The sequence below is a fragment of the Nocardioides eburneiflavus genome (genome assembly GCF_004785795.1).
In the GTDB taxonomy this organism is placed as follows: Bacteria; Actinomycetota; Actinomycetes; order Propionibacteriales; family Nocardioidaceae; genus Nocardioides; species Nocardioides eburneiflavus.
The window spans coordinates 1,562,005-1,575,644 of sequence record NZ_SRRO01000001.1; the positions used below are offsets into that span (position 1 = coordinate 1,562,005).

The 13,640-nt window shown below is 72.6% G+C and carries 13 protein-coding genes and 1 tRNA gene; 8 read left to right on the forward strand and 6 right to left on the reverse strand.

Annotated features, from left to right (window positions below; translation table 11 throughout):
- Positions 1-67: 67 nt before the first annotated feature.
- A complete protein-coding gene (locus tag EXE59_RS07330; RefSeq protein ID WP_135838319.1) occupies positions 68-1,933 on the reverse strand; it encodes a beta-propeller domain-containing protein in 1,866 nt (621 codons plus the stop codon).
- A 52-nt stretch (positions 1,934-1,985) separates the two neighbouring features.
- Here EXE59_RS07330 and EXE59_RS07335 point away from each other — a divergent pair, with 52 nt between their 5' ends.
- On the forward strand, positions 1,986-3,146 hold the full coding sequence (locus EXE59_RS07335; RefSeq protein WP_135838320.1) for a saccharopine dehydrogenase family protein: 1,161 nt from the start codon (positions 1,986-1,988) through the stop codon (positions 3,144-3,146).
- Between the two features lie 112 nt (positions 3,147-3,258).
- Here EXE59_RS07335 and EXE59_RS07340 read toward each other — a convergent pair.
- Positions 3,259-3,334, reverse strand: a tRNA-Arg gene (locus tag EXE59_RS07340).
- Between the two features lie 179 nt (positions 3,335-3,513).
- On the opposite strand from EXE59_RS07340, the gene EXE59_RS07345 reads away from it, so the two are divergent.
- Entirely contained in the window at positions 3,514-4,797 is a 1,284-nt protein-coding gene (locus EXE59_RS07345; protein WP_135838321.1) for an LCP family protein, read from the forward strand.
- Complete coding sequence (locus EXE59_RS07350; protein ID WP_135838322.1) at positions 4,794-4,982, forward strand: hypothetical protein; 189 nt, start codon at positions 4,794-4,796, stop codon at positions 4,980-4,982. The genes EXE59_RS07345 and EXE59_RS07350 overlap by 4 nt, the downstream gene beginning before the upstream one ends.
- Before the next feature lie 157 nt (positions 4,983-5,139).
- Here the strand turns inward: EXE59_RS07350 and EXE59_RS07355 are convergent, their stop codons facing one another.
- The 3 genes from EXE59_RS07355 to EXE59_RS07365 form a co-directional block, all read right to left on the reverse strand.
- Positions 5,140-5,493 carry an MscL family protein gene (locus EXE59_RS07355; protein ID WP_135838323.1) on the reverse strand — a complete coding sequence of 118 codons (354 nt, stop codon included), beginning with the start codon at positions 5,491-5,493 and terminating at the stop codon, positions 5,140-5,142.
- Between the two features lie 58 nt (positions 5,494-5,551).
- The gene (locus tag EXE59_RS07360; RefSeq protein ID WP_135838324.1) at positions 5,552-6,184 is read right to left on the reverse strand and encodes an SAF domain-containing protein; all 633 of its coding nucleotides are present in this window, start codon (positions 6,182-6,184) and stop codon (positions 5,552-5,554) included.
- 101 nt (positions 6,185-6,285) lie between these two features.
- The gene (locus EXE59_RS07365; protein WP_135838325.1) at positions 6,286-6,573 is read right to left on the reverse strand and encodes an FmdB family zinc ribbon protein; all 288 of its coding nucleotides are present in this window, start codon (positions 6,571-6,573) and stop codon (positions 6,286-6,288) included.
- A gap of 114 nt (positions 6,574-6,687) precedes the next feature.
- Here EXE59_RS07365 and EXE59_RS07370 point away from each other — a divergent pair, with 114 nt between their 5' ends.
- Positions 6,688-9,318, forward strand: coding sequence for a penicillin acylase family protein (locus EXE59_RS07370; RefSeq protein ID WP_135838326.1), 2,631 nt, complete (start codon positions 6,688-6,690; stop codon positions 9,316-9,318).
- Between the two features lie 81 nt (positions 9,319-9,399).
- Here EXE59_RS07370 and EXE59_RS07375 read toward each other — a convergent pair whose 3' ends face one another.
- The gene (locus tag EXE59_RS07375; RefSeq protein ID WP_135838327.1) at positions 9,400-10,002 is read right to left on the reverse strand and encodes a 5-formyltetrahydrofolate cyclo-ligase; all 603 of its coding nucleotides are present in this window, start codon (positions 10,000-10,002) and stop codon (positions 9,400-9,402) included.
- 22 nt (positions 10,003-10,024) lie between these two features.
- On the opposite strand from EXE59_RS07375, the gene EXE59_RS07380 reads away from it, so the two are divergent.
- From EXE59_RS07380 to EXE59_RS07395, 4 genes are read left to right on the forward strand one after another with little or no spacing between them, the layout of a single operon-like run.
- The gene (locus tag EXE59_RS07380; protein WP_135838328.1) at positions 10,025-11,452 is read left to right on the forward strand and encodes a UTP--glucose-1-phosphate uridylyltransferase; all 1,428 of its coding nucleotides are present in this window, start codon (positions 10,025-10,027) and stop codon (positions 11,450-11,452) included.
- Positions 11,445-12,674 (forward strand): molybdotransferase-like divisome protein Glp, encoded by a 1,230-nt coding sequence (gene glp, locus EXE59_RS07385; protein ID WP_135838329.1) that lies wholly within the window; start codon positions 11,445-11,447, stop codon positions 12,672-12,674. Before EXE59_RS07380 ends, glp begins: the two co-directional genes overlap by 8 nt.
- On the forward strand, positions 12,674-13,165 hold the full coding sequence (moaC, locus tag EXE59_RS07390; protein ID WP_135838330.1) for a cyclic pyranopterin monophosphate synthase MoaC: 492 nt from the start codon (positions 12,674-12,676) through the stop codon (positions 13,163-13,165). Before glp ends, moaC begins: the two co-directional genes overlap by 1 nt.
- Entirely contained in the window at positions 13,162-13,638 is a 477-nt protein-coding gene (locus EXE59_RS07395) for a MogA/MoaB family molybdenum cofactor biosynthesis protein (RefSeq protein ID WP_135838331.1), read from the forward strand. Before moaC ends, EXE59_RS07395 begins: the two co-directional genes overlap by 4 nt.
- Positions 13,639-13,640: the final 2 nt, after the last annotated feature.

Here is a 13,640-nt window from a genome sequence, read left to right on the forward strand (position 1 = left end):
CAACCAGCGGCGGAGCTCGTCCGCTGGTTGAGCAGCGAGCGCAGCGAGCGTGTCGAAACCACGGACCTCAGACGTCGAAGAAGGACACGTCGTCGCCGGTCACGAGCGCCACCCTGCCCGACGCGAGCGGCACGAGGCGTACGTCCGCGACGTCGCTGCCGTGCTCGACCTCGACCATCCGGTTGGTCATCGAGCCGTCGGCCAGCGAGAGCACCGAGACCCACCCGGTGGTGCCGGTCCACCCCTCGGAGACGACGGTCAGCGCGACGCGCTGGTCGGGGAGCCAGGTGAACTGTCGCGGGTCGGCGCCGGCGCCGGCGTACGTGCCCTTGTCGTAGCGCACGACGTCGAGCTGGCGCGGAGAGGTCAGGTCGGTGACGTCGAAGAGAGCAGCCTGGGCGCCGCGGGTGACACCCTGCAGCGACGCGTCCTGGCCCATCCCGATGAGGCGCTGCTCGCCGAGGGGGTGGAGGTACTCGGAGAAGCCGGGGATCTTCAGCTCGCCGAGCAGCACCGGTGCGGCGGGGTCGGACAGGTCGACGGCGTAGAGCGGATCGGTCTGCCGGAAGGTCACCACGATCGCGAGGTCGTCGAACCACCGCACGGACTTGATCTCCTCGTCGACGCCGAGCCGGTCGACGCGACCGTCCACGACGAGGTCCGACCCGTCCTCGCGCAGCGTCAGCACGGAGTTGAAGTTGCCGGTCTCGCTGCTGGGTCCGACCGCGACCCGCAGGGAGCCGCCGACGGCGTCCATCGACCAGCGGTCGGCGATCGTGCCCTCGACCTCGCCCGACGCGACGTACGTCGTGGACGCGCCGTCGAGCGCGAAGGCGAACAGGGGCGTGGTGCCGCTCGACCCCGGCCAGGACGTACGGCACCCCATGCAGTCGTTCCAGCCCCACTGGGGTCCCGACGCCGCGAGGTAGAACCGGTCGGTCGAGAAGTAGGAGACGTCGGAGGCGGTGGCCACCGCGGTCGTGGTCCGGGCCGCGGGGTCCACCGGGTCGACGGCCAGGACGGTCGTCGTGCCGAGGGCGATCTCGTCGTCGGCGGGGATCGCGACGTCGGCGCAGTCGACGAGCGGCGTGCCGTCGACCGTCGGCAGCCAGTCGGCGAGCGTCGTCTCGCGCACGAGCGCCCGGTTGCGCAGTCGCGCACGCAGCTGGCCGAAGGCGCCGTCGGGGAAGGAGAAGTCGAGCTCGGGCAGGCCGTTCTGGAGCACCACCCGGACCACGTCGCCGTGCAGGCGCACGGCGGACGCCCGGCCCCGGATCGTGGTCGCGTCCACGACCGTGGGCGACGTCGGGTCGGCGAGGTCGACGGTCGTGACCGTGCTGCTCAGGCCGTCGTCGGACGTGCCGATGACGACCGCTCGGCCGTCGACGAGCACCAGCTCGCCACCGGGGTCGCCGACCCACGCGGACGTGCCGCGGGCGTCGTCGAGCCGGGTCGTGGACAGCAGTCGCGGCTCGTCGCCGGCGACGTCGTAGGCGAGCAGCTCGCCGTCACGCAGCCGCAGCAGGAGGCTCCCGGCGACCTTCACGACGTCGGACTCGTCGACGCCGAGCTCCTGGACGTTGGTGCCCGACTCGTTGCTGGTGCTGCGCGAGGTGCTGACGCCGGCGCGGGCGGTGTCCGGTGCACCGGCGGCCTCCGAGGCGCCAGCGGCGTCGCCGCCCTCCATCGCGCCGAAGACCGTGCCGCCACCCCAGCCGTACGGCCCGACCTGCTCCAGCGCGCGGTCGACGTACGACGCGAGCAGGTCGTCGCAGCTCGCGGCGACGCCGAGGTCGGAGTTGGCGAGAGCGATCGGAGGGGCGGTCGGGGGGCCCGACGAGCCCGGCTGGCTGCCGAGTGCGTAGCCGACGCCGACGGCGGCGGCGAGGCTGGTGCCGACGGTGATGCCCGTGATGATCGTGCGCGCTCGCATGGCGGTGGGACGGGGCGGTCGGGGTCGCGGTTCCGCGTGGCACGATGGCGCGATGAGCGACCGTGACCTCGACCTCGTGCTGTTCGGCGCCACCGGCTTCACCGGCGGCCTCACGGCCGACTACCTCGCCGCCCACGCGCCGGTCGGGCTGCGGTGGGCGATCGCCGGGCGCAACGTCGACAAGCTCGAGGCCGTGCGCAAGCACCTGGCCGACCAGGGCGCCGCGGACGTCGAGGTGCTGGTCGCCGACTCCTCCGACGCGGGCGCCCTCTCCGACGTCGCCCGCCGCGCGCGGGTGGTCGCCACCACGATCGGCCCCTACCTCGATCACGGCGGCCCGCTCGTCGCCGCGTGCGCCGAGGCCGGCACCGACTACCTCGACCTCACCGGCGAACCGGAGTTCGTCGACCGGATGTTCCTCGAGCACCACCAGACCGCGCTGCGCACCGGTGCTCGCCTCGTCCACGCTTGCGGCTTCGACTCGATCCCGCACGACCTCGGCGCGTACTTCACCGTCCAGCAGCTCCCGTCCGACCAGCCGATCACCCTGCGTGGCGTCGTCCGCTCGGCCGGCACGTTCTCCGGCGGCACGTTCCACTCTGCGCTCAACCAGTTCTCCCGGGCCCGGGAGATGAAGAAGACGTACGCCGCCCGCCGCCGCGCGGAGGTGCGGCCCGAGGGGCGCTCGTCCCGCTCCATCGGCGGCAAGCCGCACCGCGACCCGGTGCTCGGCTACTGGCTCCTGCCGCTGCCGACCATCGACCCGATCGTCGTCGCGCGCAGCGGCGCGGCGCTCGAGGCGTACGGCCCGAAGTTCCGCTACTCGCACTGGGCCGGCACCAAGACCCTGCGCTACGCCGCGGGCGGCGCCGTCGGGGTCGGTGCGCTGACCGTCGCCTCGCAGCTCAAGCCGCTGCGCGACCTCCTGCTCTCCACGGTGCCGCAGGGCTCGGGGCCGGACCCGGCGAAGCGGGAGAAGTCGTGGTTCACCGTCGACTTCGTCGGCGAGGCCGGCGGCAGCACCGTCCGTACGCGCGTCTCGGGCGGCGACCCGGGCTACACCGAGACCGCCAAGATGCTGTCCGAGGCCGCGATGTGCCTCGCGCTCGACGACAACCCGGAGACCGCGGGCCAGGTGACGCCCGCCCAGGCGATGGGCGACGCGCTGCTCGCGCGGCTGCAGAAGGCCGGGATCAGGTTCGAGACCGTCTGAGGCGACGAACGCAGGCAGTTCGGGCTTCGTGTCCGGCTGCCCACGCTCGATCCGGCCGGACCGGCGCCGAACTGCCTACGACGTGCGGCGTGACCGGTGAAACACCATGTGGTGGTGCCCCAGGCAAGAGTCGAACTTGCGACCTTTCGCTTAGGAGGCGGCTGCTCTATCCACTGAGCTACTGGGGCGGTGCCGCGTCACCGCGAGGTGCTGCAGCGGGCAGCATCCTGCCACGACGTCGTGCTCGGCCGCGCACCCGCCGGCGGTGAGGACGGTGAGCGGGCGGTGTCGCGGAGATCCGCAAACTTGCCGATGTGAAGTAGATTCCGTCCCGGTCAGTCCATCCCACCCCGTCGAAGGTGAGCCCGTGTCCGACGAGTCGCGCCCGGAGCCTTCGTCGAGCGCGCCCAAGCGCAGGGCCAAGGTCGCCCGCCGGCACACCGTCGGACGCGTGATCCTGATCAGCGCGGTGGTCCTCGCCCTCGTCACCGGCCTCAGCACGATCTACTTCATCCGCCACCTCGACGGCAACATTGAGGGGATCTCGCTCGGTGAGCTCGGCGAGGACCGCCCCGAGAAGGTCTACAAGGGCAACGGCGAGCCGCTCAACATCCTGGTGATGGGCTCGGACACCCGCGAGGGGGAGGGCAACGCGATCGACGGCGAGGGTGGCGGCGGTGGTTCCGACACCACCATCCTCGTGCACCTCTCCGCCGACCGCGAGCGGGCGTACGCCGTGTCCATCCCGCGCGACTCGATCGTCGACCGGCCCGAGTGCAACGAGGGCGACTCGCCGGCGGCGACCGACGTGATGTGGAACGCCGCCTACACCGAGGGCGGACCGGTCTGCACGGTCGCGCAGCTCGAGGCCACCACCAACGTCTTCGTCGACCACTTCGTGGTCGTGGACTTCAACGGCTTCGGCGAGATGGTCGACGCCGTCGGCGGCGTGCCCGTCTGCGTGCCGGAGGACCTCGTCGACCGCGAGCACGGGATCTTCGTCCCGGCGGGCGACCCGTCGGTGCTCACCGGCGACGAGGCGCTCGACTACGTCCGGGCCCGCTCGGTCGGCGAGCTGGCCCAGCGCAACGACCTCTCCCGCATCCGCCGCCAGCAGACCTTCATCGCGGCACTGGTTCGCGAGGTGAAGTCGGCCGGCACCCTCACGCGCCTCGACAAGGTCGTCAACTTCCTCGACGCCGCCACCAGCTCGCTCACCACCGACACCGAGCTGGACTCGGTGACCCGCATCGGCAAGATCGCGATGCAGCTTCAGAGCATCGGCCTCGACAAGGTGCAGTTCGTGACGCTGCCGACCGAGTACTACTCCACGGACTCGGAGTTCAGCGGGCGGGTCTTCTGGACCGAGGACGCGACCCGGATCTGGAAGCTCATCAACGAGGACAAGGAGATCCCGGCGCGCCTGCTGTCCGGGAACGCCGTCACCGCCGAGCCGCCCAAGACGTCGTCCGAGGCCCAGTCGCCCACCCAGTCCCCCACCGAGACCGCGGGCGAGACGCCGTCCGAGACGGCGTCGGAGACCCCGTCCGGGACGGCAACGTCGTCCGAGACGGCCTCGCCCACCGAGACCGCCACTCCCGAAGCTCCCGCGACCACGGAGCCGGAACCCGTCCCGGGCGTCTGCGCATGAGCACGCCGCGTACTCCCGCGCCGGACGAGCGCGCCGAGTCGGACTGGCAGCGGCGGCGTCGGCTCGCCGAGGTCTTCGGTGACGCCGTGCCTGAGCAGACCGCTGACGACCGCGACCCGCGCGAGGACAGCGCCGGCAAGGGCGACGGCTGGTACCGCGAGCAGGTCCCGCCGCACCACGGCTGAGCCCTCCCACGCCGGCCGCGCGCTCCCTCCACAGAACCCCCGATAGTCCGCTGCGAAAAACCGCGGCGGCGGTCCCGCGGGCGGCTTTCCGCAGCGGACTATCGGAGGGGCTGGGGATGGCGCCGCGCCAGGACGTACGGCCGGCTGGGGCGTGCGCTCAGACGGCGCCGCCGCGGGCCCGGAGCAGGTCGCGGATCTCCTCGAGCAGGGCGACGTCAGCGGGGGTGCCGGGCTCCTCGGCCGGGAAGAAGCGCTCCTTGGCCTTGGTGTAGGGCATGACGATGAAGAAATAGACGACCGCGGCCATGATCAGGAACGAGACCACGGCGTTCAGGAACGCGCCGAAGCTCTGCTCGGCCGTGGAGAAGAGCTGGGAGTCGGTCTCCGGCAGCAGACCGGTGAGCCAAGCGGTGAACGTGCTCACCACAGAGGCGAACGCCAGCGCCATGATCAGACCGGTGGCGATCTCGATCAGGTTGCCCTTCAGGATGAATGCCTTGAAGCCACTCATGGTGTCTCTCCCTGTGGTCGGGCCCCGAGGAGCCGCGGATGGGTGAACGCGCCTCACGCTAGCGGTTCCAGGACACCGTCAGGAACTGTGTCAGCGCCGCCCCGGCGATGCCCACCGCCTCCCCGGCGCTCGTGCCCACCACCACGAGCGCCCCGCCGGCCCCGCCGGCTGGCCCGTCCGGCATGCCGGTCGGGGTGGCCAGGACGGTGACGTCACGGGCCACGACGGTGGACGATCCGGTGCCGGGATCGGTCGCCAGCAGATCGACCTCGTCCCCGGCGCGCAGCAGTGCGGCCATGCCCGCGTCGGGCAGCCGGACCGGCACCACGGTGTCCCCGGGCTGGGCCAGCGCCAGGCGCGGGCCGACGAGGCGTACGTCGGTCACGACCTCGCCCCTCGCGATCGGCGCGGCCAGGACGCGCCCGGTCGGCGAGGCGGCCGCGGCTGTGGGCGCGAGGTCAGCGGGCCAGGCGCGGCTCACCACGTCGTCGTCGCCGAGCAGTGCACCGGACGGCAGGTCACGGGCGGCGACGAGAACCTCGACCGTCGCCGGCGGCGCCGGAGCGAGCGTGTGCAGCGCGCTCAGCACCGCGAGCGCCGTCAGGGCCGCGGCGACCGGTCGGCGGCGGCGCCGCAGCTGGTGGCGTACGGCTCGGAGCCGGCGGCGCGCCGGCGGGAGTCCCGGGAACATGCACCGACGCTAGGCCGGGCGGGCGTCCTCCCGCTCGGCCTCTCCACAGGGTGGTGTCGAGGCTCGCCGCGCTCGCACCTCAACCAGCGAGTGGTGGTCGGTCAGTCGGAGGACGAGGAGGTCGAGGCTGGGGACGACGCCGCGGCCGCCGACGAGGACGTGCTCGTCGTCGTGGTGCTCGAGCTCGAGGCGGAGTCCGAGGACGACGTGCTGGAGCGGCTGTCGGTGCGGTAGAACCCCGAGCCCTTGAACACCACGCCGACGGCGTTGAACAGCTTGCGCAGCTTGCCGTCGCACTCGGGGCAGACGGTCAGCGCGTCCTCGCTGAAGCTCTGGAACTGCTCGAAGGAGTGGCCGCACTCGGTGCAGGCGTACTGGTAGGTCGGCATGTGGGTCCTTTGACAGCGACGGTGGCACAGGATCGGGCGGAGATCAGCCGGGCGCGCGACGCGCTGGCACTCGGGCCCGTCGACTGCCAATGGTACGGCACAATGGGGGAGGACATGAGCGAGCCTGCACCCACCCCTGAGCCCGACACCGCCGAGCCCACGCGTGGCTCGCGGTGGCAGACCTTCAAGCGCGCACCGCGTGCGGTGCGCTGGACGGCCTGGACCGCACTGGGCCTGGTGCTGGTCCTCCTGGTCCTCGCCGCCGCGGTGGTGGTGGTCGTCCGCCGCCCGCTGCCGCAGGTGTCGGGAGAGATCGAGGTGCCGGGCCTGTCCGCGTCGGTGGAGGTGCTGCGCGACGAGCACGGCATCGCGCAGGTCTATGCCGACACCGACGCCGACCTGATGTTCGCGCAGGGCTTCGTGCACGCGCAGGACCGCTTCTTCGAGATGGACTTCCGGCGCCACGTGACCGCCGGCCGGCTGTCCGAGATCTTCGGGCCCGACACGCTGGAGGCCGACCGCTTCGTCCGGACGATGGGGTGGCGTCGGGTTGCCGAGCGCGAGTGGGCCCTGTTGGAGCCGGCGACCCGCGACGCGCTCACGGCGTACGCCGAAGGGGTCAACGCCTACCTCGCCGACCGCAGCCCGTCGCAGCTCGCGACGGAGTACAGCGTGCTCGGCCTCACCGGTCTCGACTACACGCCCGAGGAGTGGCAGCCGGTCGACTCGCTCGCCTGGCTGAAGGCGATGGCGTGGGACCTGCGCGGCAACATGGACGCCGAGGTCGACCGGGTGCTGCTGTCGCTCGACCACACCGAGGCAGAGATCGACGCGCTGTGGCCGTCCTACCCCTTCGACGAGCACCCGCCCATCGTGTCCGGCGGGGGCGTCGTGGACGGGGTGTTCGAGCAGAACGCGACCGGCAACGCCACCCGCAACCCGCGCCGCCCGGCGTACCCGCAGGGCGTCGTCGACGCGCTCGAGCGCGTGCAGGACCGGCTCGACGCGATGCCCGAGCTGATGGGCAAGGGACGCGGCATCGGCAGCAACTCGTGGGTCGTCGACGGGGAGCACAGCGCCACCGGGATGCCGATCCTCGCCAACGACCCGCACCTCGGCATCAGCCAGCCCGGCATCTGGGTGCAGATGGGGCTGCACTGCCGGGAGATCACGGCCGACTGCACCCTCGACACCTCGGGCTTCACCTTCTCCGGTGTCCCGGGCGTCGTGATCGGCCACAACGCCGACATCGCCTGGGGCTTCACCAACCTCGGCCCGGACGTGACCGACCTCTTCCTCGAGCAGACCGCAGGCGACGACCGCTACGTGCGCGACGGGGAGACCGAGCCGATGCAGGTGCGTACGGAGACGATCGAGGTGCGCGGCCACGACGACGTCGAGCTGCGCGTGCGCGAGACCGTCCACGGCCCCCTGATCAGCGACGTCTCGTCGGAGTTCGCCACCGTCGGCGCCAATGCCCCCACCGACGAGCCGGGGGAGCGGGGCAGCGGGTACGCCGTCGCGCTCGCCTGGACCGCGCTCGACCCCGCGCCCACCGCCGACGCGATCCTCGCGCTGAACCGCGCCTCCGACTGGGACGAGTTCCGGGCGGCGGCCGCTGACTTCTCCGTGCCCGCGCAGAACATGGTGTACGCCGACCGCGAGGGCCACATCGGCTACCAGTCGCCCGGCCGGATCCCGATCCGCCGGGCCGGCAACGACGGCACGATGCCGGTCGAGGGCTGGGTCAGCGCCAACGACTGGACCGGCGACTACGTCCCGTTCGACGGCCTGCCGAGCGTGCTCGACCCCGACCAGGGCTTCATCGCGACGGCCAACCAGGCCGTGATCGGCGAGGAGTACCCCTACCTGCTCACCGAGGACTGGGACTACGGCTACCGCTCGACCCGGATCCGTGAGCTGCTCGAGGCCGAGGGCGAGCTGTCAGTGGAGGAGATGTCCGAGCTGCAGCTCGACTCCGCGAACCCGATGGCCGAGACCCTCGTGCCCTACCTCCTCGACGTCGAGCGGCTGCCGTCGCCCTACTACCGCAACGCGCAGAACCTGCTCCGCGGCTGGGACTTCACCTCGCCCGCCGACAGCGCCGCGGCGGCGTACTTCAACGTCGTGTGGCGCACCCTGCTGGAGAAGACCTTCCACGACGACCTGCGGCAGCGCACCTGGCCCGACGGAGGCGACCGGTGGTTCCGCGTGGTCGGCGAGATGCTCACCGAGCCCGCCGGGCCGTGGTGGGACGACGCGACCACCGACGACCGGGTCGAGACCCGCGACGACATCCTCCGCGCCGCCCTCATCGACGCGCGCGACGAGATGACCCGGCGCCAGTCCCGCGACCCGAGGCTGTGGGAGTGGGGCCGGCTGCACCGGATGGACCTGCGCAACGCGACGCTCGGCGAGTCCGGGGTCGCGCCGGTAGAGCGGCTCTTCAACCGCACCGGCTGGGAGGTCGGCGGCGGCTCCTCGATCGTCGACGCCACCTCGTGGGACGCCGTCGACGGCTACGGGGTGACCGCGGCTCCGTCGATGCGGATGGTGGTCTCGGTCGCCGAGTGGGACGACTCGCGGTGGATCAACCTCACCGGCGTGTCGGGGCACCCGGCGTCCGCGCACTACTCCGACCAGACCGAGCTGTTCGTCGACGGCCAGACCCTCCCGTGGGCCTGGTCCCGCGACGCCGTCGAGGCGGGGGCGGAGCACCGGCTGGTGCTCACGCCCGCGGAGTGAGCACCACCCGTCCCGGGAGCCACCGGTCCACCGGTGGTTGCCGAGGTTCTCACCCGTTGCAACGGGTGAGAACCCGAGGGATCACCGGGTGACCGGTGGTTGCGACAAGGGGGTGACGCCGCCCGCAGTCAGCGCGAACCCGACCCGTACGTCGTGCGGCTCCGCGGGCACGGCCACCCCGACCTCGTCGTCGAAGAGCACCACCGCGACGGGCGTGCCGGCCGGGACCCGGGGCAGCACCCGGTCGTAGCAGCCGCCGCCCTGGCCGAGGCGCTCGCCGGCTGGCGAGACACCGAGGCCCGGCACGAGGACCACGTCGGCGGTGCGGATCGCGTCGCGGCCCAGCCGCGGGCCGGTCGGCTCGTAGAGCCCACGCGACGCCGTGGCGAGGGCGGCGGGGCCGTCGTACACCGCCCAGTCGAGGTCGAGGTCGGGCAGCACCACGGGCAGGAGCACGCGCTTGCCGGCGGCGACGAGGGCATCGAGCAGCGCGCCGGTGCCCGGCTCGCTGCCGACCGACACGTACGCCGCGACGGTGGCGGCGTCGCGGACCGGTGGCCATGCCAGGGCGACCCCCGCGACGTCGCCCGCGAACCGCGCCGCGGCGTCGAGCGGACGGCGCCTGCGCGCCGCGCGCACCTGGTCGCGGAGGGCCGTCTTGGCCGGCGAGTGTCCTGCTCCCACCCGAGCAGCCTACGATCGAAGCATGGCAAGCAAGGGCAACCCCCAGGGTCTCGCACTCGCGCGCGAGAAGATGCGGCAGGCAGGGGTGGACGAGGTCGCGATCGACACGTTCGCGCACTACTACCGACTCCTCGAGCACGGCGAGACCGGGATGATCGCCGAGGACTCGATCGAGCCGCTCGACATGGAGTCGATCGCCGACGTCGACGTGCCGGAGGACGTGGCCGCCGAGGCGATCCGCGCGACCGCGGTCATCAAGCTCAACGGCGGACTCGGCACGTCGATGGGCATGGACCGCGCCAAGTCGCTGCTGTGCGTGCGCCGGGGGCTGAGCTTCCTCGACATCATCGCCCGCCAGGTGCTGCACCTGCGCACGCAGTACGACGCGCCGCTGCCGCTGATGTTCATGAACTCCTTCCGCACCTCCGCCGACACCATGGCGGCGCTGGCCCGCTACGAGGACCTCGCGGTCAAGGGGCTGCCGCTGGAGTTCCTGCAGAACAAGGAGCCCAAGCTCCTCGTCGCCGACCTGCTGCCCGCGGCGTACCCGAAGGCCCCCGACCTCGAGTGGTGCCCGCCCGGCCACGGCGACATCTACACCGCGCTGCGCGGCACGGGCTTGCTCACGCAGCTGCTCGCGGCGGGCTACCGCTACGTCTTCGTCTCCAACTCCGACAACCTCGGCGCGGTGCCCGACGCGCGGGTGGCCGGCTGGTTCGCGCAGAGCGGCGCGCCGTTCGCGATCGAGGCGGTACGACGTACGCCGTCGGACCGCAAGGGCGGGCACTTCGCCCGGCGCAAGGCCGACGGCCGCATCGTGCTGCGCGAGTCGGCGCAGACCCTCGACGCGGACAAGGAGGCGCTGAGCGACCTCGACCGCCACCGCTACTGCTCGACCAACAACCTGTGGTTCGACATCCAGGCGATGGTCGACGCGCTCGACGCCCGCGGGGGCATCCTCGGCCTGCCGCTCATCCGCAACGTCAAGCACCTCGACCCCGCCGACAGCAGCACGCCCGAGGTCATCCAGATCGAGACCGCGATGGGCGCCGCGATCGAGGTCTTCGAGGGCGCCCGCACGATCGAGGTGGGCCGCGACCGGTTCGTCCCGGTGAAGACCACCGACGACCTGCTGGTGCTGCGTTCCGACGTCTATGACATCGGCAAGGACTTCGTGCTCGACCAGGCCGGCGACGACGTGCCCTACGTGTCCCTCGACGGCGACTTCTACAAGCTGGTCGGCGACTTCGACAAGCGCTTCCCCGAGGGCGCGCCGTCGCTGCGCGAGGCCGACTCGTTCACCGTCGGCGGCGACTGGACCTTCGGGCAGGGCGTCCGCGTCATCGGCGACGTCAAGCTCCAGGCGTCCGCGGCTCAGCGCATCGAGGGCGGCACCGTGCTGAGCGAGCAGGACGCTGACAAGGACTCGGCCCAGGGCACCGATGGCTGACCTGCTGCCGGTCGACGACTACGTCGAGCGCATCCTCGCCACGGTCTCCCCGCTCCAGGCGTTCCCACAGCCCCTCATGGAGGCGCTCGGCCTCGCGCTGGCCGAGGACGTCGTGGCGCCGATCTCGCTGCCCAGCTTCGACAACTCCGCGATGGACGGCTACGCCGTGGTCGCCGAGGACGTCGCCGCCGCCACCGCCGACGAGCCCGTGACCCTGCCGGTCGTCGGCGAGATCGGGGCCGGCCAGTCGTCGATCCTCGCGCTCTCGCCCGGCACGGCCGTCAAGATCATGACCGGCGCACCCGTGCCGGCGGGCGCGACCACGGTCGTCCCCTACGAGTGGACCGACCGGGGTGTTGCCCGCGTCCGCATCGACCGGGCCGCGAAGCCCGGCCAGCACATCCGGCCCACCGGCGACGACATCGCCGAGGGCGACATGCTGCTCGAGGAGGGCACCGTCCTCGGCCCCCGCCACCTCGGCATGCTCGCCGCGGTCGGCCGGGCGACCGTACGCACCCGTCCGCGCCCGCGCGTCGTGGTGATCTCCACCGGGTCCGAGCTCCGCGACCCCGGCACGCCGCTGGGCCACGACTCGATCTACGACGGCAACTCCTACCTGCTGGCCGCGGCCGCCCGGGCCGCCGGCGCCATCGCCTACCGCGTCGGGATCGTGCCCGACGAGGCCCACGCCTTCACCGAGGCGCTGAGCGACCAGCTCGTCCGCGCCGACCTCGTCGTCACGAGCGGGGGAGTGAGCGAGGGCGACTTCGACGTCGTCAAGGAGTCGCTGTCGCACCACGGGTCGATGTGGTTCGGCGGGGTCGGCATGCAGCCGGGCAAGCCGCAGGGGTTCGGCACGATCGGCGAGGACGACACCCCGGTCTTCACCCTGCCGGGCAACCCGGTCTCGTCCTACGTCTCGTTCGAGATGTTCGTGCTGCCCGCGATCCGCCGGATGATGGGCAAGCTCCCCTACGTACGCCCCACCGGCCGCGCGCGGCTCACCCACGGGCTGTCCTCGCCCGAGGGCAAGGTGCAGCTGGTGCGCGGGCTCTACGAGACCGACCGCGGCGGCACCTTCGTCTCGCCGGTCGGCGGCCACGGCTCGCACCTCATCGGCGACCTCGCGACCGCCAACTGCCTCATCGAGGTGCCGGCCGACACCACCGCGATCGCCGCCGGGGAGATGGTCGCGATCCGCAGGCTCGACGAGGAGTTCTGATGGCCTCCCCCGACCAGGCCGGCGACGCCCGGCTCACCCACGTCGACGACACCGGCGCCGCGCGCATGGTCGACGTCGGCGACAAGCCCGTCACGGCCCGTACGGCGTCCGCCACCGGTCGCGTGCTCGTGAGCCCGACCGTGGTCGAGCTGCTGCGCGGCGAGGGCGTGCCCAAGGGCGACGCGCTCGCCGTGGCCCGGGTCGCCGGGATCATGGGGGCCAAGCAGACGCCCGCCCTGGTCCCGCTGTGCCACCCGCTCGCGATCTCGGGCGTGACGGTCGACCTCGAGGTCACCGACGACTCCGTCGACATCACCGCCACGGTGCGCACCACCGACCGCACCGGCGTGGAGATGGAGGCGCTGACCGCCGTCTCGGTCGCCGCGCTCACCGTCGTCGACATGGTCAAGGCCGTCGACAAGGCCGCCGTGATCACCGACATCCGGGTCGAGACCAAGACCGGCGGGCGCTCAGGGGACTGGGCACGATGAGCCTTCCCGCGGCCGTCGTCGTCGCGTCCAACCGCGCCGCGGCAGGGACGTACGCGGACGAGACCGGCCCGCTGATCGCCGACTGGCTGCGCGGGCAGGGGTTCGACTGCGGCGAGCCGGCGGTCGTGCCCGACGGTGACCCGGTCCGCGAGGCGATCGCCGCCGCCGTGGCGGCCGGGGCGCGCCTGGTCCTCACCACCGGCGGCACGGGGCTGACGCCGACCGATCGCACTCCCGAGGCGACCGCGGCGCTTCTCGACCGCGAGGTGCCCGGCATCGCCGAGGCGATCCGCGCCGCCGGGGTCACCAAGGGTGTGCCGACGGCGATGCTCTCGCGCGGCCTCGCCGGCCTCGTCGGGGACTGCCTCGTGGTCAACCTCCCCGGGTCCCGCGGTGGCGTGAAGGACGGCCTCGGTGTGCTCGAGCCGGTCGTGCGCCACGCCGTCGAGCAGGTCGTCGGGAGCGACCACTGAAC

Excerpts from the sequence above, each read along its gene's own strand:
- EXE59_RS07380 (WP_135838328.1), top strand. The coding sequence starts at position 10,025 with ATGGCAAGCAAGGGCAACCCCCAGGGTCTCGCACTCGCGCGCGAGAAG.
- EXE59_RS07395 (WP_135838331.1), top strand. The coding sequence starts at position 13,162 with ATGAGCCTTCCCGCGGCCGTCGTCGTCGCGTCCAACCGCGCCGCGGCA.
- EXE59_RS07360 (WP_135838324.1), bottom strand. The coding sequence starts at position 6,184 with ATGTTCCCGGGACTCCCGCCGGCGCGCCGCCGGCTCCGAGCCGTACGC.
- moaC (WP_135838330.1), top strand. The coding sequence starts at position 12,674 with ATGGCCTCCCCCGACCAGGCCGGCGACGCCCGGCTCACCCACGTCGAC.
- glp (WP_135838329.1), top strand. The coding sequence starts at position 11,445 with ATGGCTGACCTGCTGCCGGTCGACGACTACGTCGAGCGCATCCTCGCC.
- EXE59_RS07350 (WP_135838322.1), top strand. The coding sequence starts at position 4,794 with ATGAGCACGCCGCGTACTCCCGCGCCGGACGAGCGCGCCGAGTCGGAC.
- EXE59_RS07365 (WP_135838325.1), bottom strand. The coding sequence starts at position 6,573 with ATGCCGACCTACCAGTACGCCTGCACCGAGTGCGGCCACTCCTTCGAG.
- EXE59_RS07335 (WP_135838320.1), top strand. The coding sequence starts at position 1,986 with ATGAGCGACCGTGACCTCGACCTCGTGCTGTTCGGCGCCACCGGCTTC.
- EXE59_RS07355 (WP_135838323.1), bottom strand. The coding sequence starts at position 5,493 with ATGAGTGGCTTCAAGGCATTCATCCTGAAGGGCAACCTGATCGAGATC.
- EXE59_RS07330 (WP_135838319.1), bottom strand. The coding sequence starts at position 1,933 with ATGCGAGCGCGCACGATCATCACGGGCATCACCGTCGGCACCAGCCTC.
- EXE59_RS07370 (WP_135838326.1), top strand. The coding sequence starts at position 6,688 with ATGAGCGAGCCTGCACCCACCCCTGAGCCCGACACCGCCGAGCCCACG.